This is a genomic window from Klebsiella sp. R445, assembly GCF_051131755.1.
Classification (GTDB): Bacteria; Pseudomonadota; Gammaproteobacteria; order Enterobacterales; family Enterobacteriaceae; genus Klebsiella; species Klebsiella lignicola.
This window is the reverse complement of record NZ_CP180446.1, coordinates 2,827,596-2,848,240: the sequence shown is the minus strand read 5'-3', so window position 1 is coordinate 2,848,240 and position 20,645 is coordinate 2,827,596. Positions and strand designations below refer to the sequence as shown.

General features: G+C 54.2%; 15 protein-coding genes. 11 read left to right on the top strand and 4 right to left on the bottom strand.

What is annotated here, in order from left to right:
• Positions 1–63 precede the first annotated feature (63 nt).
• Entirely contained in the window at positions 64–1,062 is a 999-nt protein-coding gene (gene dusA / locus ACMYSN_RS13320) for a tRNA dihydrouridine(20/20a) synthase DusA (protein WP_174510240.1), read from the top strand.
• A 142-nt stretch (positions 1,063–1,204) separates the two neighbouring features.
• Entirely contained in the window at positions 1,205–1,447 is a 243-nt protein-coding gene (gene pspG / locus ACMYSN_RS13315) for an envelope stress response protein PspG (RefSeq protein ID WP_123757743.1), read from the top strand.
• A 216-nt stretch (positions 1,448–1,663) separates the two neighbouring features.
• Here pspG and ACMYSN_RS13310 read toward each other — a convergent pair whose 3' ends face one another.
• Complete coding sequence (locus tag ACMYSN_RS13310) at positions 1,664–2,647, bottom strand: quinone oxidoreductase (protein ID WP_462495172.1); 984 nt, start codon at positions 2,645–2,647, stop codon at positions 1,664–1,666.
• A gap of 66 nt (positions 2,648–2,713) precedes the next feature.
• Between ACMYSN_RS13310 and dnaB the strand changes: the two genes are divergently transcribed.
• The 5 genes from dnaB (at position 2,714) to ACMYSN_RS13285 (ending at position 8,398) form a co-directional block, all read left to right on the top strand.
• Entirely contained in the window at positions 2,714–4,129 is a 1,416-nt protein-coding gene (dnaB, locus tag ACMYSN_RS13305) for a replicative DNA helicase (protein WP_123757746.1), read from the top strand.
• A 145-nt stretch (positions 4,130–4,274) separates the two neighbouring features.
• Positions 4,275–5,354: an alanine racemase gene (gene alr / locus ACMYSN_RS13300; protein WP_462495171.1), complete on the top strand. Its 1,080-nt coding sequence runs from the start codon at positions 4,275–4,277 to the stop codon at positions 5,352–5,354.
• Positions 5,355–5,551: 197 nt separating this feature from the next.
• The gene (tyrB, locus tag ACMYSN_RS13295) at positions 5,552–6,745 is read left to right on the top strand and encodes an amino acid aminotransferase (protein ID WP_462495170.1); all 1,194 of its coding nucleotides are present in this window, start codon (positions 5,552–5,554) and stop codon (positions 6,743–6,745) included.
• Positions 6,746–7,025: 280 nt separating this feature from the next.
• The gene (gene aphA, locus ACMYSN_RS13290) at positions 7,026–7,739 is read left to right on the top strand and encodes an acid phosphatase AphA (RefSeq protein ID WP_123757749.1); all 714 of its coding nucleotides are present in this window, start codon (positions 7,026–7,028) and stop codon (positions 7,737–7,739) included.
• Positions 7,740–8,041: 302 nt separating this feature from the next.
• Positions 8,042–8,398 carry an MmcQ/YjbR family DNA-binding protein gene (locus ACMYSN_RS13285; protein ID WP_123757750.1) on the top strand — a complete coding sequence of 119 codons (357 nt, stop codon included), beginning with the start codon at positions 8,042–8,044 and terminating at the stop codon, positions 8,396–8,398.
• Here the strand turns inward: ACMYSN_RS13285 and uvrA are convergent, their stop codons facing one another.
• A complete protein-coding gene (uvrA, locus tag ACMYSN_RS13280; protein ID WP_462495169.1) occupies positions 8,399–11,224 on the bottom strand; it encodes an excinuclease ABC subunit UvrA in 2,826 nt (941 codons plus the stop codon).
• Positions 11,225–11,479: 255 nt separating this feature from the next.
• Here uvrA and ssb1 point away from each other — a divergent pair, with 255 nt between their 5' ends.
• Entirely contained in the window at positions 11,480–12,007 is a 528-nt protein-coding gene (ssb1, locus tag ACMYSN_RS13275; protein WP_462495168.1) for a single-stranded DNA-binding protein, read from the top strand.
• A gap of 90 nt (positions 12,008–12,097) precedes the next feature.
• Here ssb1 and ACMYSN_RS13270 read toward each other — a convergent pair whose 3' ends face one another.
• A complete protein-coding gene (locus tag ACMYSN_RS13270; protein WP_462495167.1) occupies positions 12,098–13,642 on the bottom strand; it encodes an MltF family protein in 1,545 nt (514 codons plus the stop codon).
• A gap of 640 nt (positions 13,643–14,282) precedes the next feature.
• Here ACMYSN_RS13270 and ACMYSN_RS13265 point away from each other — a divergent pair.
• The gene (locus ACMYSN_RS13265) at positions 14,283–16,550 is read left to right on the top strand and encodes a TonB-dependent siderophore receptor (protein ID WP_462495166.1); all 2,268 of its coding nucleotides are present in this window, start codon (positions 14,283–14,285) and stop codon (positions 16,548–16,550) included.
• Between the two features lie 78 nt (positions 16,551–16,628).
• On the opposite strand, the gene ACMYSN_RS13260 is transcribed toward ACMYSN_RS13265, so the two are convergent.
• On the bottom strand, positions 16,629–16,979 hold the full coding sequence (locus ACMYSN_RS13260) for a helix-turn-helix transcriptional regulator (protein ID WP_123757754.1): 351 nt from the start codon (positions 16,977–16,979) through the stop codon (positions 16,629–16,631).
• 598 nt (positions 16,980–17,577) lie between these two features.
• Here ACMYSN_RS13260 and bamA point away from each other — a divergent pair.
• Together bamA and iraM are read left to right on the top strand one after the other, a co-directional pair.
• Complete coding sequence (gene bamA, locus ACMYSN_RS13255) at positions 17,578–20,001, top strand: outer membrane protein assembly factor BamA (protein WP_462495165.1); 2,424 nt, start codon at positions 17,578–17,580, stop codon at positions 19,999–20,001.
• Positions 20,002–20,290: 289 nt separating this feature from the next.
• Positions 20,291–20,641: an anti-adapter protein IraM gene (gene iraM, locus ACMYSN_RS13250; protein WP_462498256.1), complete on the top strand. Its 351-nt coding sequence runs from the start codon at positions 20,291–20,293 to the stop codon at positions 20,639–20,641.
• The last annotated feature ends 4 nt before the right edge of the window (positions 20,642–20,645 follow it).

Here is a 20,645-nt window from a genome sequence, read left to right as displayed (position 1 = left end):
GCCTGTGCTGTATCTTTGTGCTATAGTAGCGCCCCTTTTTACCCGGATGCCTGTTTATTCGCCATGATGCCAGAATCAACTTCTCACGTTTTTGCCGCCCACCGTTTTTCCATTGCGCCGATGCTCGACTGGACAGACAGGCACTGCCGTTACTTCCTGCGTCTGCTGTCGCGGCAAACGCTGCTGTATACCGAAATGGTCACCACCGGGGCGATTATTCACGGCAAAGGCGACTATCTGGCCTATAGCGAAGAAGAGCATCCGCTGGCACTGCAGCTGGGTGGTAGCGATCCGGCGGCGCTGGCGCAGTGCGCGAAACTGGCACAAGCCCGCGGCTACGATGAGATCAACCTGAACGTTGGCTGCCCGTCCGACCGCGTGCAGAACGGCATGTTTGGCGCCTGCCTGATGGGCAATGCCCAACTGGTGGCCGACTGTATTAAAGCGATGCGTGATGTGGTGTCGATTCCGGTAACGGTAAAAACCCGTATCGGCATTGATGACCAGGACAGCTATGAATTCCTGTGCGATTTCATCGATACCGTTTCCGGGAAGGGCGAGTGCGAGATGTTTATTATCCACGCCCGTAAAGCCTGGCTCTCTGGCCTGAGCCCGAAAGAAAACCGTGAGATCCCGCCGCTGGATTACCCGCGCGTGTATCAGCTGAAGCGCGACTTCCCGCATCTGACCATGGCGATCAACGGTGGCATTAAATCGCTGGAAGAGGCGAAACTGCACCTGGCGCATATGGATGGCGTGATGGTGGGGCGTGAGGCTTATCAGAATCCGGGGATCCTGGCGTCAGTCGATCGCGAAATCTTTGGCGGTGATGGCGCCGATGCCGATCCGGTCGCGGTGGTGCGCGCGATGTACCCGTACATCGAACGTGAGCTGAGCAACGGGACCTACCTGGGTCATATTACTCGCCATATGTTGGGCCTGTTCCAGGGGATCCCGGGTGCACGCCAGTGGCGTCGCTACCTGAGCGAGAATGCGCATAAAGCCGGTGCCGATATCAACGTGCTGGAACACGCGCTGAAACTGGTTGCCGATAAGCGGTAAGTTTTCACTAAAACCTGGTCAAATTCACCATGCCCTGCATAAACCATGCGGGGCATTTTTCTTTATATTCAATACGTTATATTTGGCATGATTTTTGTAATACTCAAAGAAGTTGCATAGACATTTCTTTGGGGAGAAGACGATGCTGGAACTCTTATTCGTTATAGGTTTTTTTGTCATGTTGTTGGTCACCGGCGTGTCGTTACTGGGGATTATCGCCGCCATCGTGGTCGCGACCGCGCTGATGTTCGTGGGTGGGCTGTTTGCATTAATGATTAAACTGCTGCCGTGGTTACTGCTGGCGGTTGTCGTGGTATGGGTGATTCGGGCGATAAAATCACCTGCTGACAACCGTTATCGCGGGAATAACCGTTGGCGTTACTAAGGTATTGAGCGGTGTATCACAACCTGAAGATTTTTGCATAAAACAGCGTAGGCTTTGCTTATTAAATCTGTCACTATTAGCGCGTTAATGAATTCATCGCGCTGTACCCTACATACAGCCGAACAAAAAAAAGTAAGGGCTTCCCAGGTGGAAGCCCTAAACTTTTGTTCCTCTCCCGTCATACGCCTTCAAACGACAAACTACCGAAGTGAAGGATTACGGCAGCAGCAGGCTTGAGCCCTCGGTCACTCGGCTTTCCAGTACCTCATGCGCGCGTCGGGCATCGGTCAGGGCGTATTTCTGGCTGTCCGCCACGTCAACGTTAATCGCGCCGCTGGCAATCAATGAAAACAGCTCGCGGCTGGCTTGCTCCAGCTCTTCACGGTTGGTGATATAGCCTTGCAAAGAAGGGCGGGTGACGAACAGCGAACCTTTCTGGTTGAGGATCCCCAGGTTTACCCCGGTGACCGGGCCAGAAGAGTTGCCAAAGCTGACCATCAGCCCCCGGCGCTGCAGACAATCAAGAGACGCTTCCCAGGTATCCTTCCCCACGGAATCGTAGACCACATGGACTTTTTTCCCTTCGGTTATCTCCTTCAGGCGCTCAACGATATTCTCTTCGCGATAGTTAATCACCTGCCAGGCCCCGGCCTGCTTCGCCCGCTGCGCTTTTTGCGCGCTGCCGACGGTACCAATCAGTTTCGCCCCCAGCGCCTTCGCCCACTGGCAGGCAATCAGCCCAACGCCGCCAGCGGCAGCATGGAACAGGAACGGCTCTCCGGGTTTGATATCGTAGGTTTTACGCAGCAGATAATAGACGGTCAGCCCTTTCAAAAACGAGGCGGCGGCCTGCTCAAAGGAGATTGCGTCCGGTAACAGGGCCGCTTTGTCCGCCGGGACGTTATGCACGGAACTGTAGGCGCCGAGGGCCGATTGCGCGTAGACCACGCGGTCGCCCTGCTGGATATGGGTCACGGCGCGGCCCACTTTGGTCACCACGCCTGCGGCTTCGGTGCCCAGGCCGCTCGGCAGGGACGGCGGCGGATAGAGACCGCTGCGAATATAGGTGTCGATATAGTTAATACCGATGGCTTTGTTTTCTACCTGGATTTCGTTTTCACCGGGCTCTGCGGGGGTAAACTCCACCGCGTTAAGCACTTCCGGGCCACCATGTTTGTGGAATTCAATGCGCGTTGCCATGCTCCCTCCGTAAGAAAAATATGGTAATCTTTCGACCCACTCTTTATCTCGGTAACTCCATTCACTATGGCAGGAAATAAACCCTTCAACAAACCACAGACTGAACCCCGTGAGCGCGATTATCAGGTCGCCGGGTTGAAAGTACCGCCGCACTCGATTGAAGCGGAACAGTCGGTGTTGGGCGGTTTAATGCTGGACAACGAGCGCTGGGACGACGTTGCCGAGCGTGTGGTGGCGGAAGATTTCTACACCCGTCCGCACCGCCATATCTTTATTGAGATGGCGCGGCTGCAGGAAACGGGCAGCCCGATTGACCTGATTACGCTGGCGGAATCGCTGGAGCGTCAGGGACAGCTGGACAGCGTCGGGGGCTTTGCCTATCTGGCTGAGCTGTCGAAAAATACGCCAAGTGCGGCGAACATCAGCGCCTATGCGGATATCGTACGCGAACGTGCGGTTGTCCGTGAGATGATCTCGGTCGCCAATGAAATCGCTGAAGCGGGCTTCGATCCGCAGGGCCGCACCAGTGAAGACCTGCTCGACCTGGCGGAGTCCCGGGTATTCAAAATTGCGGAAAGCCGCGCCAACAAAGACGAAGGCCCAAAGAATATCGCCGATGTTCTTGATGCGACCGTGGCGCGTATCGAGCAACTGTTCCAGCAACCACATGACGGCGTCACCGGGGTGAATACCGGCTATGACGATCTGAACAAAAAGACCGCCGGCCTGCAGCCGTCGGATCTGATTATCGTCGCTGCCCGTCCTTCAATGGGTAAGACGACATTTGCGATGAACCTCGTTGAAAACGCGGCGATGTTGCAGGATAAACCGGTACTTATTTTCAGCCTTGAAATGCCATCAGAACAGATCATGATGCGTTCTCTGGCGTCGCTGTCGCGGGTCGATCAGACCCGTATTCGTACCGGCCAGCTGGATGATGAAGACTGGGCGCGTATCTCCGGCACGCTGGGCATTCTGCTGGAAAAACGCAATATCTATATCGATGACTCCTCCGGCCTGACGCCGACGGAAGTGCGCTCCCGTGCGCGACGTATCGCCCGTGAACACGGCGGTATCGGGCTGATCATGATCGACTACCTGCAGCTGATGCGCGTGCCGTCGCTCTCCGATAACCGTACCCTGGAAATCGCGGAAATTTCCCGTTCACTGAAGGCGTTGGCGAAAGAGCTTCAGGTGCCGGTGGTGGCGCTGTCGCAGCTTAACCGATCGCTGGAGCAACGTGCTGATAAGCGCCCGGTAAACTCCGATTTGCGTGAATCAGGTTCCATCGAGCAGGATGCCGACTTAATCATGTTTATCTACCGTGATGAGGTCTATCACGAGAACAGTGACTTGAAAGGCATCGCGGAAATTATTATTGGTAAACAGCGTAACGGCCCCATCGGGACAGTACGTCTGACATTTAATGGTCAGTGGTCGCGCTTCGACAATTATGCCGGGCCACAATACGACGACGAATAAATCTCCGTCATCCTTCATGCCGCAGATGCGTTGACTACGCCTGTTCACCCCGGTCACTTAGTTTACTAAGCTCCCGGGAATTCTCAGGCTTGTCGCCTTCCCGCAATACGAATGATTTAGGAGATTCTTTTATTAAGGAATTTAAATGCAAGCGGCAACTGTAGTCATTAACCGCCGCGCTCTGCGACACAACCTGCAACGTCTACGTGAGCTGGCGCCTGCCAGCAAGCTGGTTGCAGTCGTGAAAGCGAACGCTTACGGACACGGTCTTCTTGAGACCGCGCGAACGCTCCCTGATGCCGATGCTTTTGGCGTCGCCCGTCTCGAAGAGGCTCTGCGCCTGCGCGCCGGTGGTATCACCCAGCCGGTCCTGCTGCTGGAAGGCTTTTTTGATGCCGCCGATCTGCCGGTGATTTCCGCACAACAGCTGCAAACCGCAGTACACAGCCTGGAACAGCTGGAAGCGCTGGAGCAGGCCGAACTGCCTGAGCCGGTCACCGTCTGGATGAAGCTGGATACCGGGATGCATCGCCTGGGCGTATTGCCGGAACAAGCACAAGCGTTCTGGCAGCGTCTGAGCGAATGTAAAAACGTGCGCCAGCCGGTCAATGTGGTCAGCCACTTTGCACGCGCCGACGAACCTGAGTGCGGCGCCACCGAACGTCAGCTGGATATTTTCACCACTTTCACTGAAGGCAAGCCTGGCCTGCGCTCCATTGCGGCGTCGGGTGGGATCCTGCTGTGGCCGCAGTCGCATTTCGACTGGGTGCGCCCGGGCATTATTTTGTACGGCGTCTCGCCGCTGGATAGCCCGTCTACCGGCGCTGATTTTGGCTGTCAGCCGGTGATGTCGCTGACCTCAAGCCTGATTGCCGTGCGCGACCATAAAGCGGGTGAGCCGGTAGGTTACGGCGGTACCTGGGTCAGCGAACGTGACACGCGCCTTGGCGTGGTGGCGATGGGCTACGGCGACGGTTACCCGCGGGCGGCGGCCTCCGGCACACCGGTGCTGGTAAACGGTCGCGAAGTGCCGATTGTCGGGCGTGTGGCGATGGACATGATTTGCGTCGACCTGGGCCCAGTAGCACAGGACAAATCCGGCGATCCGGTGGTGCTGTGGGGTGAAGGCTTGCCGGTTGAACGCATCGCCGCGCTCACGAAAGTAAGTGCTTACGAACTTATCACGCGCCTGACCTCCAGAGTCTCGATGAAGTTCGTGGATTAATTAGGGATTTATGGCCCCCAAGGTGGGCGATCCGCTAGCCCGGCTCAGGCGTTTACGCCGCAAACCGGGGAAACTGACCGCCCGCACCGCGCTTGCACACGCTCGTCGTCGACTATCGACCAACATCCTCTCGATCTTCTGCTGCTTCCGGTTTATTGTGTTATTTCCTGCCTCTCGTAAACCCGGAGAAACATCGCGTGTTTCAACAAGTTGACGCCTACGCTGGCGACCCTATTCTCTCCTTAATGGAGCGTTTCAAAGAAGATCCACGTAGTGACAAAGTAAACCTGAGCATCGGCCTGTATTACAACGAAGACGGGATTATCCCGCAGCTCCAGGCGGTTGCTGAAGCGGAAGCGCGCCTTAACGCACAGCCGCACGGTGCCTCGTTGTACCTGCCGATGGAAGGGCTGAATGCCTATCGCAATGCCATCGCTCCGCTGCTGTTTGGCGCGGAACATTCGGTACTGCAACAGCAGCGTGTCGCTTCCATCCAGACGCTGGGCGGTTCCGGCGCATTGAAAGTCGGCGCTGATTTCCTGAAACGCTACTTCCCGGGCTCCCGCGTATGGGTCAGTGACCCGACCTGGGAAAACCACATTGCCATATTTGAAGGGGCTGGCTTCGAAGTAAGTACTTACCCTTGGTTTGATAGCGAAACCAACGGCGTGCGTTTTGACGCGCTGCTGGAAAAACTGCAGACGCTGCCAGAACGTGACATCGTGCTGCTGCATCCATGCTGTCATAACCCGACCGGCGCCGATTTGAACCATGCTCAGTGGGATCAGATCGCGGACGTACTGAAAGCGCGCAACCTGATTCCGTTCCTCGATATCGCCTATCAGGGCTTTGGTGCGGGCATGGACGATGATGCCTACGCGATCCGCACGATTGCCAGCACCGGCATGCCGATGCTGGTAAGCAACTCCTTCTCGAAAATTTTCTCGCTGTACGGCGAGCGCGTTGGCGGGCTGTCGGTGGTCTGTGAAGACTCTGATACCGCTAACCGCGTGCTGGGGCAGTTGAAGGCGACCGTGCGTCGCAACTACTCCAGCCCGCCGAACTTTGGCGCCCAGGTGGTTGCGATGGTGCTGAATGACGCCGAGCTGAAATCCAGCTGGCTGGCCGAAGTCGAAGCGATGCGTACCCGTATTCTGGCGATGCGTCAGGAGCTGGTGAACGTCCTGAAAGAGGCGGTGCCGGATGTGAATTTCGACTACCTGCTGAAACAGCGCGGCATGTTCAGCTATACCGGCCTGAGCGCAACACAGGTTGACCGTCTGCGCGAAGAGTTTGGCGTGTATCTGATTTCCAGCGGCCGCATGTGCGTCGCGGGTCTCAATTCACGTAACGTTCAGCGCGTGGCGAAAGCGTTCTCCGCCGTGATTTAACGCCCTGCCAGTTCATTGCCCTTTCCGGCCTGATGGAAGGGGCAATGCCCTTCATGAAGTGTGATCATTCTCTTTTTCTATGACATATAAGCAGATAATCCTTTGCATCAATAGATGTCGGGGTTAAGGTCATAGCATATTGCTAAGCAGCCACATGATTGAAAACTATAACGATTAGGTTGTTTTGACACACATACAATCACTCAAGTCATGCCGTGGTCGGAACCCGGTAAACCGCATAGCGGTCGCTTGAAAGATGACGCCTGAAGGGATAATAAATATGCGCAAGATGACCCTGGCCTTGTCGGCCATTTGCTTACTGTTCACGCTGAACGGCAGCGTTATGGCTCAGGCCTCGACGCCCCAGCCGCTGTCAACCGGCACTAACGTCGCTAAACTCGCTGAACAAGCCCCCATCCACTGGGTTTCCGTGGCGCAAATTGAAAACAGCCTGTTAGGCCGTGAGCCGTTTGCCGTCGGGTTTGATATTGACGATACCGTCCTCTTTTCCAGTCCGGGCTTCTGGCGCGGGCAGAAAACCTTTTCGCCCGGCAACGATGATTACCTGAAAAACCCTGAGTTCTGGGAAAAAATGAACAATGGCTGGGATGAGTTCAGTATGCCGAAAGAAGTGGCGCGCCATCTCATTGCCATGCATGTGAAACGCGGCGATCGCATTTACTTCGTCACCGGACGCAGCCAGACCAAAACTGAAACCGTCTCAAAAACGCTGCAGGATGATTTCCTGATCCCGGCGGCCAACATGAACCCGGTGATCTTTGCCGGCGACAAACCGGGCCAGAATACCAAAACGCAATGGCTGAAAGAGAAGAACATCAAGGTCTTCTACGGCGATTCCGATAATGATATCTCCGCCGCGCGTGAGGCGGGTGCCCGCGGCATTCGCGTACTGCGTGCGTCAAACTCTTCATATAAACCGTTGCCGATGGCCGGGGCGCTGGGCGAAGAAGTGGTGGTCAATTCCGAGTACTGACGGTTAGTTTCGGTAACAGCAGATAGCACAGAATACGGCAGCGCATAAGCTGCCGTTTTTTTGTACAAAAAAGCGGGTGGGGAGGTTTTACCTTTTCGCTTATTGCTGCACACTTAGAAGGACTCATTCGCGACAAGAATCATTGGGGTCGCATTCGTCAATGCTGACGTCAGGTTCAACATCTCCACGCGTCACCTGACACACTACCTCTGCTGCGCCAGCACGCCATTGCCAGACCAGGGGAACATCGTATTCACGGCGCTTAGCGGCAGAATGTCGCGACGCCAACGGGGGAATCACAGATGACAATTTCGGATTTATTGCTGTACTGCATGGCGAAACCGGGCGCGGAGCAAAGCGTGCACAGCGACTGGAAGGCCACGCAGATTAAGGTGTCGGACGTGCTGTTTGCGCTGGTGAAAGAGGTGGAAGATAAGCGACCGGCAGTCTCGCTGAAAGCCAGCCCTGAACTTGCCGAACTGTTGCGGGAGCAGCACGTTGATATCCGCCCCAGCAGACATCTGAATAAAGCCCACTGGAGTACGGTATTTCTCGATGGCGCGCTGCCGGACTCACAAATCTACTATCTGGTCGATGCCTCATATCAGCAGGCAGTCCGGCTGCTGTCGGAACCGACCCGACAGCAGCTTTCACGCTGATTAACCCAGTAAAGGTTTAAGGAAGCGCGCCGTGTGTGATGTCTCGCACCCGGCCACGGTCTCTGGCGTGCCGGAGACGAGGATTTCACCGCCGCCGCTACCGCCTTCGGGACCGAGGTCAACGATCCAGTCAGCGGTTTTGATGACATCCAGGTTGTGCTCAATCACCACGATGGTGTTGCCCTGATCGCGCAGCTGATGTAGTACGTCCAGCAGCTGTTGGATATCCGCAAAGTGCAGGCCGGTGGTGGGCTCATCGAGAATATACAGCGTCTGACCCGTGCCGCGTTTGGACAGCTCGCGCGCCAGCTTCACACGCTGGGCTTCGCCGCCGGAGAGCGTGGTGGCCGACTGGCCGAGGCGGATATAGGTCAGGCCGACGTCCATCAGCGTTTGCAGCTTACGCGCCAGCGCCGGTACGGCATCGAAGAACTCGCGTGCTTCTTCAATGGTCATATCCAGCACTTCATGGATGGTCTTGCCTTTGTATTTAATCTCCAGCGTTTCACGGTTATAGCGTTTGCCTTTGCACTGGTCGCACGGCACGTAAATGTCCGGCAGGAAGTGCATTTCGACTTTAATCACGCCATCGCCCTGGCAGGCTTCGCAGCGCCCGCCGCGGACGTTAAAGCTGAAGCGCCCAGGCGTATAGCCGCGTGAACGTGATTCCGGCACGCCGGCAAACAGTTCACGAACCGGTGTGAAGACCCCGGTGTAGGTGGCCGGGTTCGAACGCGGCGTCCGGCCAATCGGGCTTTGGTCGATATCGATAACCTTATCGAAGTGTTCCAGGCCCTGCACATCGCGATAGGGCGCCGGTTCGACGATGGTCGCGCCGTTAAGCTGGCGCTGGGCAATCGGGAACAGGGTGTCGTTGATCAGCGTCGATTTACCCGAGCCGGAGACCCCGGTAATACAGGTAAACAGCCCTACCGGCAGCGTCAGGGTCACGTCTTTCAGGTTGTTGCCGCGGGCGCCGGTGAGTTTCAGCACTTTTTCCGGGTCGGCCGGCACGCGCTGCTTCGGCACTTCAATTTTGCGTTTGCCGCTCATGTACTGGCCGGTCAGGGATTCCGGGACCGCCATGATCGCCTCCAGCGTCCCTTCCGCCACCACCTGACCGCCGTGAACCCCGGCGCCAGGGCCGATATCGATCACGTGGTCCGCGGCGCGGATGGCGTCTTCGTCATGCTCGACGACAATCACCGTATTCCCGAGATTACGCAGATGAACCAGCGTCCCGAGCAGGCGCTCGTTATCACGCTGATGCAGGCCGATGGAAGGCTCATCCAGTACGTACATCACCCCCACCAGACCGGCACCAATCTGGCTGGCCAGGCGAATACGCTGGGCTTCACCGCCGGAGAGCGTTTCTGCCGAACGGGAGAGCGTCAGGTAGTTCAGGCCGACGTTGACGAGGAACTTCAGGCGGTCGCCGATCTCTTTCAGCACTTTTTCGGCGATTTGCGCCCGCTGGCCGGAGAGCTTCAGGTTAGTGAAGAAATCCATCGCATGACCAATGCTCATATCGGAAATGGTCGGCAGCGGTGTGTTTTCGACGAACACATGACGGGCTTCGCGACGCAGACGGGTACCGTTACAGCTGGTGCACGGACGATTGCTGATAAACTTCGCCAGCTCTTCACGCACCGCGCTGGATTCCGTCTCTTTGTAGCGGCGCTCCATATTATGCAGCACGCCTTCGAACGGATGGCGGCGTACCGAGGTGTCGCCCCGGTCGTTCATGTATTTAAATTCGATATTCTCTTTGCCTGAGCCATACAAAATGACTTTTTGCACGTCGGCACCGAGGGTTCCCCAGGGGGCTTCGATATCGAATTTATAGTGCTCTGCCAGCGATTTCAGCATCTGGAAGTAGTAAAAGTTACGCCGATCCCAGCCGCGGATCGCGCCGCCGGCCAGCGACAGTTCGACGTTCTGAATCACGCGTTCAGGATCGAAGTACTGTTGGACGCCCAGGCCGTCGCAGGTCGGGCAGGCCCCCGCCGGGTTGTTGAATGAAAACAGGCGCGGTTCCAGCTCACGCATGCTGTAGCCGCAAATCGGACAGGCGAAGTTGGCGGAAAACAGCAGCTCTTCCGCTTTGACGTCGTCCATATTGGCGACAATCGCGGTACCGCCGGAGAGATCGAGGGCGGTTTCGAAAGATTCGGCCAGACGTTGCGAAAGATCGTCGCGCACTTTAAAGCGGTCGATAACCACTTCGATGGTGTGTTTCTTTTGCAGCTCCAGCTTAGGCGGATCCGAGAGATCGCAGACTTCGCCGTCGATCCTCGCGCGGATATAGCCCTGACTGGCGAGGTTTTCCAGCGTTTTGGTGTGCTCACCTTTACGCTCTTTAATAATCGGCGCCAGCAGCATCAGGCGTTGGCCTTCTGGCTGAGAGAGCACGTTGTCGACCATCTGGCTAACGGTTTGCGCCGCCAGAGGAACATCGTGATCCGGGCAGCGCGGCTCACCGACGCGCGCGTAAAGCAGACGCAGATAGTCGTGAATTTCGGTGATGGTGCCGACCGTGGAGCGCGGGTTATGGGACGTTGATTTCTGTTCGATGGAAATCGCAGGCGACAGCCCTTCAATATGATCGACGTCCGGTTTCTCCATCAGCGACAGAAACTGGCGCGCATAGGCAGAAAGCGATTCAACGTAACGGCGCTGTCCTTCGGCATACAGCGTGTCGAAAGCCAGTGATGATTTGCCTGATCCTGACAGCCCGGTGACGACAATCAGCTTGTCGCGTGGGATGACGAGGTTGATGTTTTTGAGATTATGGGTGCGGGCGCCCCGAACTTCGATCTTATCCATTCACCTTTCCCGGTAGGTAGATACACGGACTGCCTGGTTTGCATAAAGAACAAACGGCGGAAACGGCTAATTATGGCACAATCAGACCTGTTTTAATATACAGTATTGGAACGGTAGTTGGTCTACACAATGAAAAATTGCAGGTCGATGAGATGTTTAGTGGATTCCGCCGCGCAGCTATCAAAATGCCCCTTTGTAGTGTTAGAATTACCGGTTTACACTTATTAAGAAACAACCCATTCAGGAGATTCGATCATGGCCAGCAGAGGCGTAAACAAGGTGATTCTCGTCGGTAATCTGGGGCAGGACCCGGAAGTACGCTACATGCCAAGTGGCGGCGCAGTCGCCAACGTCACGCTGGCGACTTCCGAATCCTGGCGCGATAAGCAGACCGGCGAAATGAAAGAGCAGACTGAATGGCACCGTGTGGTGCTGTTCGGCAAACTGGCTGAAGTTGCAGGTGAATACCTGCGTAAAGGCTCGCAGGTTTACATTGAAGGTCAACTGCGTACCCGTAAATGGACCGATCAGTCCGGTGCAGAGAAGTACACCACAGAGGTTGTGGTCAACGTCGGTGGCACCATGCAGATGCTGGGCGGCCGTCAGGGCGGTGGCGCTCCGGCAGCGGGTGGCCAGCAGCAGGGCGGTTGGGGTCAGCCTCAGCAGCCGCAGGGTGGCGGCAACCAGTTCAGCGGCGGCGCGCAGTCTCGTCCGCAGCAGCAGGCTCCGGCCGCACCGTCTAACGAACCGCCGATGGATTTCGATGACGATATCCCGTTCTGAGGCCAGCCTTAGTCGCGATTGTTAGCAAATGATAAAAAGCCCCGTTTTTCGGGGCTTTTTTATGCCTGTCGATCGCTCATCTGTCCTCGCTTACTGCGTGGCAGGTGTGGCCTTCGCGTCTGCGTCCACAGGGCTGGCTTTCGCAGTGGCCTGCTGCTTACGCGCCATCTCATCGATGATCAGCCGGTAGGCAATGTAGTACTTATAGATATTACTGACGTAGGTCACGGTCTCGGAACCGATCTTCTCCGCGGCCAGATACTCGACGTTGCCAAACCAGATATTAGGGTCAAAACCGCGTTTTTGGGTCTCGGTACGTAAGCGGGCGATCCGCGCCGGGCCGGCGTTATAAGAGGCGAACGAAAAGAGCGCCTTATCGAGTTTTGTCATCGGCTCGTCGCCATAATAACGATCGATCATCCAGCGCATATATTTCACCCCGGCATGGATATTGGGATCCAGCTTATTGATATCCCCGACCTTGAGCTCTTTGCCGGTTCGCGGCATCACCTGCATCACCCCGATGGCGCCGACGTGGCTACGCACCGACTGATTAAGGCGTGACTCCTGATAGCCCTGTGCCGCCATTAACAGCCAGTCAACGTCATACTCATCGCCATATTTACGGAAGATCTCCACCATGGCTAAAAATTTACGTCGCTCCTTCTGGGCAGCGGCGTTTTTGACATATTTCGCGTCTTTCAGGTAGCGCAGCAGAATGGTATTGCCCAGCCTGCTGCCCTGACCGTTCGCTTTGATAAAGCCATTCAGAGAGGCGAGAAGCTGCGGGCTGTTCTTACGTACCGCCCAACCGATGTTGGCATTGTCGCGCAGCACCATATCCTTGTGGACCTGAATGTTGGGGAAAACCTGCTGCCAGAACAACGCGATATGGCGGTCAACGACGGTCAGCGGAATCAGGCCGGCGTTCAGCATTTCAATCAGATCCTCATCCTCGAGCGATTCCGGAACGGTTTCGATAATCACCGGTGGCTGCGAAGCTTTGGCAAAGCGCGCGTTGAGGGCCACCAGACTCTGGTAATAGCTGGAGGACTGGCGCACATAGACCTTCTTACCGGAAAGCTGATCGAGGCTGCTTACCGCCGGGGTTCCCGGGGCGCTCAGCAACAGCTCCTGGACGTTGGCGTAGACCGGCGCGGTGAAGTCCGCCAGCTGTTTGCGCTCATCGGTCATGGTGAGATTGGCGGCGATAATATCGCCCTTGCCGGCCTCGAGCTCGCTGAAAAGCCGGTCACGGGCGACGGGAACAAAGACGATGCGCACTTTCAGATGGCGGTGCTTGAGCTTCTGCTCTTTCATCAGCTGTTGGTTAAGGCTGCGCTCGTACTCGATAAAAATATCGTGCGTCGCCCCGCGCTGGGTGCCTTTGTCGATAAAGAAAAAGGTCTTGCTGTAGGTGGTTAATACCCGGATCACCCGCCGGTCGAGCATGCCAGGTAAATCGCCTTTCCAGGGCTTCAGCATCTCTTCCGTATGGACTTCCAGCGTCTCTCGTTCCTCATCGGACGGCGGTTTCTTTTCCGCAGACGCCGCATAAACCGCGGTGGTGAACAGCAGGGTCGCAAGGCAGGCAAAGCAGACGCTAGCGTATCGGGAAAACGAGAGGATGTTCATGGAGTGACGCTCCGCAGATGCATCCTTTTATTTTAGCCAACTCTGCGCCGTTAGCCTGTTCCTTTACCAGATAAAATGTAGGGGATCTGCGCACTGCCTCTGAGATATTTCCCGCTGCGCTGGGATATATTTTCGACCAACAATATACGATGCTTATGGCGATTAAATAAGGGATAAGCGTCTTAATAGCCATTAATCATTGTGAAGACAATATGAGTAAATAATGTTTATATTGTGATGAAGTTATTCATTTTATTAATTTAATAATTCTATGAGTTATTTTTATCGTTTCCTATCCTGTTGTTTTACAGCATTAATCTAAAAATGGCAGAGTTATTTAATATTATCAACTTGATAATGAATCTCATTTCTAATAACGTGATAAAGCACCATAATCATATTCAGGGCTGATCGGAAAACGCTATCTAAGAATAGTGCGGAACGCGTATTTCTTCATTTTTGATAAGGCGAAAGTTTATATTCTGGCCGCAGGCTATTGCTATCCCGTTCATTGACCGGGAGGGGCTTCGCTACGCCAGAACCAGGCAGTCAGTGCTACGCATGGAAATGATGACCGTTGTTTATCTGAATGATGGAAGTGCCGCGCCCCGGCAGCAACAAAGAAAACAGGGCATATTTCATGAAACAATACTCAAACTACTCGTTGGCCGTGCTCATTCACGCGGCTATCTGGGGAGTGGTGTTACCTGCGCAGGCCGCCGATAGCAGTACTTCAAAAGAGACGAAGACCGCCAGTACCTCCACCGCTGCGCCAGAGAACGAAGAGACCATGGTGGTCACCGCCGCCAAACAGACCTTACAGGCTCCTGGCGTATCAACGCTGAGCGCCGATGAGATCCGCAAACACCCGCCAGCCCGCGATATTTCAGAACTTATTCGCACCCAGCCGGGGGTGAACCTCACCGGCAACTCAACCAGCGGCCAGCGTGGCAACAACCGACAAATCGATATTCGCGGCATGGGGCCTGAAAATACCTTAATCCTGATCGACGGTAAGCCGGTCACCAGCCGCAACTCGGTGCGCTATGGCTGGCGTGGCGATCGGGATACCCGCGGCGATACCGGCTGGGTGCCGGCGGAGATGATCGATCACATTGATGTGGTGCGCGGTCCTGCGGCGGCACGCTATGGCAACGGCGCCATGGGTGGGGTGGTGAATATCATCACCAAACCGGTGAATAACGAATGGCATGGTTCCTGGAACACCTACATGAATGCGCCTCAGCATCGCAAAGAGGGGGCGACCAAACGCACCAACTTCAGCCTTGAAGGGCCGATGTCGGACAGCGTCAGTTTTAATTTATGGGGCAACCTGAGTAAGACCCAGGCCGATGCCCAGGATATTAACTCGGGTCATGAGGCCGATCGTACCGGCACCTACGCCGGCTCTTACCCGGCCGGGCGCGAAGGGGTGGTTAATAAGGATATTCACGGCAAGGTGCGCTGGGAGTTTGCGCCGATGCAGGCGCTGGAGTTCGAAACCGGCTACAGCCGCCAGGGCAACCTCTATGCGGGGGATACGCAGAACACCAACACCAGTACGCTGGTGAAAAGCATGTACGGCAAAGAGACCAACCGGATTTACCGGCAGACCTACGGCATCACCTGGACCGGCGGCTGGGATAACGGCGTGACCAGTAACAGCTATGCGCAGTACGAACATACGCGCAACTCACGGATGAATGAAGGGCTGGCGGGGGGCACCGAAGGGATCTTCTCCAGCAACGAATTCTCTGATATCGATCTCGCAGATGTGCTGTTGCACAGCGAGGTCAACATACCGTTTACGCTGGGGTTCGAGCAGAACCTGACGCTGGGCACCGAATGGAACCAGCAGCGGATGAAAGATGGCACCTCGACGTCGCAGTCGCTCTCTTACGGTTCAATCGACGGCATTTCGACGTCCGGGCGTACGCCTTACAGTAGCGCTGAAATTTTCTCGTTGTTTACCGAAGACAATATCGCGTTGACCGACAGCACCATGCTGACGCCAGCCCTGCGCTTCGACCACCACAGCATCGTCGGTAATAACTGGAGCCCATCGCTGAACTTGTCCCAGGGGCTGAGCGATGACTGGACTCTGAAACTCGGCATTGCACGTGCCTATAAAGCGCCGAACCTCTATCAGCTCAACCCCAACTACATTCTGTACAGCAACGGCCAGGGGTGCTACTCCAGCAGCTCCGCCTGCTATCTGATGGGTAACAGCGACCTGAAAGCCGAGACCAGCGTCAACAAAGAGATTGGCATTGAGTACAAGCACGAAGGCTATCAGGCCGGGATCACCTGGTTCCGTAACGACTACCACAATAAAATTGAGTCCGGGTATTCGGCCGTCGGCACGGCCAGCAACGGGACCACCAATATCTACCAGTGGGAGAACGTTCCTAAAGCGCTGGTAGAGGGGCTGGAAGGGTCGTTAAATGTGCCGGTAGGTGAAACGGTCAACTGGAGCAACAATCTGACCTGGATGCTGCAAAGCAAGAACAAAACCACCGGTGACCGACTGTCGGTGATCCCGGAGTTTACCCTTAACTCGACGCTGAGCTGGCAGGTTCGCGAGGACTTCTCGCTGCAAAGCACCTTTACCTGGTACGGACGCCAGAAACCAAAACGCTTCAATTACAAAGGCGAGCCGGTGTCGGGTAGCGAGCTGAACGAGCTGAGCCCGTACAGCATCGTCGGGATGAGCGCGACCTGGGATGTGAACAAAAACCTCAGTCTGACCAGCGGCATCGATAACCTCTTTGATATTCGTCACTATCGTGCCGGGAATGCGCAAACCACCGGGAACGCCACCACCGGAGCCTATTTATACGGTGCCGGGGCTGAAACCTATAATGAGTCCGGACGGACGTTCTATGTCAGCGTAAATACCCATTTCTAATCGTTGACCGCCAGGCCGGGAGTGTGACAGATCCCGGCCTGTTATTTCCATCCCTGAATGATTCATCTGCAGGTGACGTCAGGATTGCAAACAAATATGCCGGCGAAATTGTGTCGGGGTTACCGAATAATACTTCTTAAATGTCCGGTTAAATGCACTGAGGTCTTCGTATCCGGCCATAATGCAAATATCCACAATACGAAATTCGGGTTGTCTTTGTAATAAATCACGGCATAACAACATTCGCTGCTGTCGAATATACTCCATCGGTGACATGTTAAAATGATGGCGAAACAGACGGAAAAGGTGCCACTCTGAGTACCCGGAAAATACGCTTAGCGCGTTCACGGTGAGTTTTTTCTCGAGGTTGTTTTTTATCCAGCGCACAAGCTCGTTCAGGACGGACTGCTGGATCTCATTTTTACGCATGATGCATGCTCATTCGGGACTGCGGCCCCTGCGCCACAGGGTATGCGACGGCGGGGAGCCTGGTAAATGCCTCACCTTCCATGGTAAGGCGCCACTACTTTTCTTTTAGATACAACAATTGGCTTGCTGTGATGCTCCCATTAGCCTCTGATACTTTATTCTGTGAATTTGAGGAAAATATGAAGGATTCATACAAATTATCTCTTTGATATAGTGTGGGAATGACCGTGGCTTCTGCATAATTTATTCAAGATCTCTTCATTTTAATTTCTGGTTTTCAGGGTAAATTGCCCCTGTTCCTGGTTTATTCCAGAGGGCATCATTCCTAACGAGATCATTTCCCCCTTTCATCCCATTTAGAAAGGGGGCTTTTTGTTTTATAAATTACAAAAGTCATAGTGATATTTATTCTGTCCGTAAGGTGTTGCTCTGACTGCGACCGTAGAACGAAGTTCCGTTAATTTTTTATTTTTTCACCATTCTCTAACATCCATTTTTTCTCCATTGTTTCACCATAATGAAGTGTAATTCTGCGCCGTGCTTACGCAAATCCCAGCAGAATTCTGCTATCGCCAAATATCTCTTAGACAAAACGTCCATGCTAAAGAAAACTAATATTATTGTCGGGTTATTACTTTCTCCATTTACGCTTTACGCATCAACCACCTATACCGTTGATGATATTCGTTTTGAGGGGTTGCAGCGCGTTACCGTCGGGGCAGCGCTCTTAAGCATGCCGATCCATACCGGAGAACCGGTTTCTAATGATGATATTAGCGAATCGGTACGTGCGTTATATGCCAGCGGTAACTTTGAGAATGTGCAGATCCTGCGCGATGGCGGCACGCTGGTAGTGCAGGTGAAGGAGCGGCCGACGATTGCGAAGATCAGCTTTTCAGGAAACAAATCAGTTAAGGATGACGCCCTAAAAGATAACCTGGCAGCCAGCGGGATTACCGAGGGAAGTGCATTGGACCGCAACGCGATCGGTGAGATAGAAAAAGGGTTGCAGGATTTCTACTATAGCGTCGGGAAATACAGTGCTCAGGTCCATGCGGTCGTCACGCCGCTGCCGCGTAATCGCGTCGATTTAAAATTTGTGTTTCAGGAAGGGATCTCCGCGACGATTGCCCAGATTAATATTATTGGTAACCACGCGTTCTCTGAGGAGACGCTGCTGGACCAACTGCAGTTGCGGGACCATATTCCGTGGTGGAACGTGGTCGGCGACAAAAAATACCAGAAGCAAAAAATGGAAGCCGACCTCGAGGCCTTGCGCAGCTATTATCTCGATCGCGGCTATGCACGCTTTACCATAAATTCCAGTCAGGTCAGCATCACCCCGGATAAAAAATCACTGTACCTCACGGTCAATATTTCCGAAGGCGAACGCTATAAGGTCACTCGCACCATCGTCAGTGGTGAGATGGCCACTCATGGCCAGGAAATAGAAGCGTTAGCGCAGCCTTTGTCCGGCACATGGTATAGCGGGGCAGGTATTACCGGTGTTGAAAATAGTATCAAAAAACGCTTTGGCAAATACGGCTATGCCTGGCCGCAGGTGACCACGAGTCCGGAAATCGATGATGCTCAAAAGAGCGTGATCCTGCACATTAACGTCGATGCCGGGCGTCGCTATTCCGTACGCCAGATCCGTTTCACCGGGAATGACACCTCGCGCGATGCCGTCCTGCGTCGTGAGATGCGGCAAATGGAAGGCTCATGGCTCAACGACGAGAAAGTCCAGCAGGGGAAAGAGCGGCTGGATCGTACCGGTTATTTTGAGACGGTGGATAAAAGTATCGTGCCTGTATCCGGCAGTCCGGATCAGGTCGACGTGGTCTATAAAGTGAAGGAGCGTAATACCGGGTCGTTTAACGTCGGTCTGGGTTACGGCACCGACAGCGGTATCAGCTATCAGCTTGGAGTGACTCAGGATAACTGGTTGGGCACCGGCAACAGCGTCACGTTTAACGGGACGCGCAGCAGCTATCAGTCCTACCTTGAGCTGGGCATGACCGACCCCTATTTTACCGTGGATGGCGTAAGCCTCGGCGGCAAAATTTTCTATAACAGTTATGATGCCTCCGACGCGGATACCGGGAGTTATAATCAGCAAAGCTATGGGCTGGGCAGCAGCCTTGGCTTCCCCATTAGCGAAAATAACTCGTTGAGCCTCGGCCTGGATTATGTCCATAACAAGCTGACCAATATGGAACCGGAGCTGACAACGTGGAATTACCTGAATTCACGCGGTATTTATCCGAATGTTGTCACAGAAGACGGCAATAGCGGGGCTGAATTTAGCGCCAACGACTTCTTTGTCAGCCTGGGGTGGGGCTACAATAGCCTCGACCGCGGGTTTTTCCCCCGCTCCGGGAATAAAAGCAGCCTGAGCGGAAAAGTCACCGTACCGGGTTCCGATAACAGCTATTACAAAATCACTCTCGATACCACGCAGTATGTGCCGCTTGATGAGGGGAAAAACTGGGTCTGGATGGAGCATCTGAAAGCGGGCTATGCCGGCGGCCTGAACGGCAATACGGTACCGTTTTATGACAGCTTCTACGCCGGAGGCTCGACTTCGGTGCGTGGCTTCTCTTCCAACACCATTGGCCCGAAAGCGGCTTATTATAACTGCAGTGGCTCTGAAAGCAGCTATAGCAGCTGCCCGTTGGACAGCTCTACTGATGCCGTGGGCGGCAATGCTGTGGTCGTACTCAACAGTGAATTCATTATTCCGACACCGTTTATCAATGATAAATATGCCGACAGTTTACGCACTTCGCTGTTTGTCGATGCGGGGACGGTCTGGAGTACGACCTGGAAAAATACCGCCCAGACAGAGGCGGCCGGGCTCCTGGATTATAGCGATCCGATGCATATCCGGATGTCAGCGGGGATTGCGGTACAGTGGATGTCGCCATTAGGTCCGCTGGTATTCTCGTGGGCTGAACCCTTCAAAAAATACAACGGTGATGAGACCGAGCAATTCCAGTTTAATATCGGGAAAACCTGGTAAAGGGGAACCGGTGACAAGGTGGGCCAGGGAAGGCCCGTCGTCTACGCTCATGAACGCCGGGTGCTGACAGGATCTTATTTGTAAATATATACCTGGCAGTTTGTCTTATTATGTCTGTATCCCTTTCACCTCTACGCAATTTATATTAGAACGCTTACCTCGCATTGAGTAGATTAGTATTACAGTCACTTGTTCTGTATCACAATAATGGTCCGCGAACTTGCGGTTAAATATCATGTTTGCTATCACTATGGTGATGTTGTTTAAAATGGAAACCAAAGGATGCAATATGAAATGGACGGTTCAGAACACCATCATCTGCCCACATTCAGGTGTAGCATTTTCGAGTATCTCTGGCTTACGTTTTTTAAAATTCATCATATGGTATGAGGCTGATATTTTATTGCTACCGGGTGAATCCATGAAACTGTATTCATCGAAGGTATTAGTTAATGATAAATATCACTATATTAACATTTATAATATTTCAACCTATAGCCATGCGCAGTGGGAGACGTTGCGTGAACGGCCATCTTGCCCTTATGAATTTGGGGCGACAATGCGTGATGGTTGTTGCTATCAGCCACATTGTGCGGTCAAACGATGCCCTGGCAGTTTAAACTATCAGCCACAGTGCTAACGGC

Coding starts and splice junctions, on each gene's coding strand:
- iraM (WP_462498256.1), top strand. CDS start 20,291: ATGAAATGGACGGTTCAGAACACCATCATCTGCCCACATTCAGGTGTA.
- ACMYSN_RS13270 (WP_462495167.1), bottom strand. CDS start 13,642: ATGAACATCCTCTCGTTTTCCCGATACGCTAGCGTCTGCTTTGCCTGC.
- uvrA (WP_462495169.1), bottom strand. CDS start 11,224: ATGGATAAGATCGAAGTTCGGGGCGCCCGCACCCATAATCTCAAAAAC.
- dusA (WP_174510240.1), top strand. CDS start 64: ATGATGCCAGAATCAACTTCTCACGTTTTTGCCGCCCACCGTTTTTCC.
- ACMYSN_RS13285 (WP_123757750.1), top strand. CDS start 8,042: ATGACAATTTCGGATTTATTGCTGTACTGCATGGCGAAACCGGGCGCG.
- ssb1 (WP_462495168.1), top strand. CDS start 11,480: ATGGCCAGCAGAGGCGTAAACAAGGTGATTCTCGTCGGTAATCTGGGG.
- ACMYSN_RS13310 (WP_462495172.1), bottom strand. CDS start 2,647: ATGGCAACGCGCATTGAATTCCACAAACATGGTGGCCCGGAAGTGCTT.
- bamA (WP_462495165.1), top strand. CDS start 17,578: ATGCTAAAGAAAACTAATATTATTGTCGGGTTATTACTTTCTCCATTT.
- dnaB (WP_123757746.1), top strand. CDS start 2,714: ATGGCAGGAAATAAACCCTTCAACAAACCACAGACTGAACCCCGTGAG.
- ACMYSN_RS13260 (WP_123757754.1), bottom strand. CDS start 16,979: ATGCGTAAAAATGAGATCCAGCAGTCCGTCCTGAACGAGCTTGTGCGC.
- pspG (WP_123757743.1), top strand. CDS start 1,205: ATGCTGGAACTCTTATTCGTTATAGGTTTTTTTGTCATGTTGTTGGTC.
- aphA (WP_123757749.1), top strand. CDS start 7,026: ATGCGCAAGATGACCCTGGCCTTGTCGGCCATTTGCTTACTGTTCACG.
- alr (WP_462495171.1), top strand. CDS start 4,275: ATGCAAGCGGCAACTGTAGTCATTAACCGCCGCGCTCTGCGACACAAC.
- ACMYSN_RS13265 (WP_462495166.1), top strand. CDS start 14,283: ATGAAACAATACTCAAACTACTCGTTGGCCGTGCTCATTCACGCGGCT.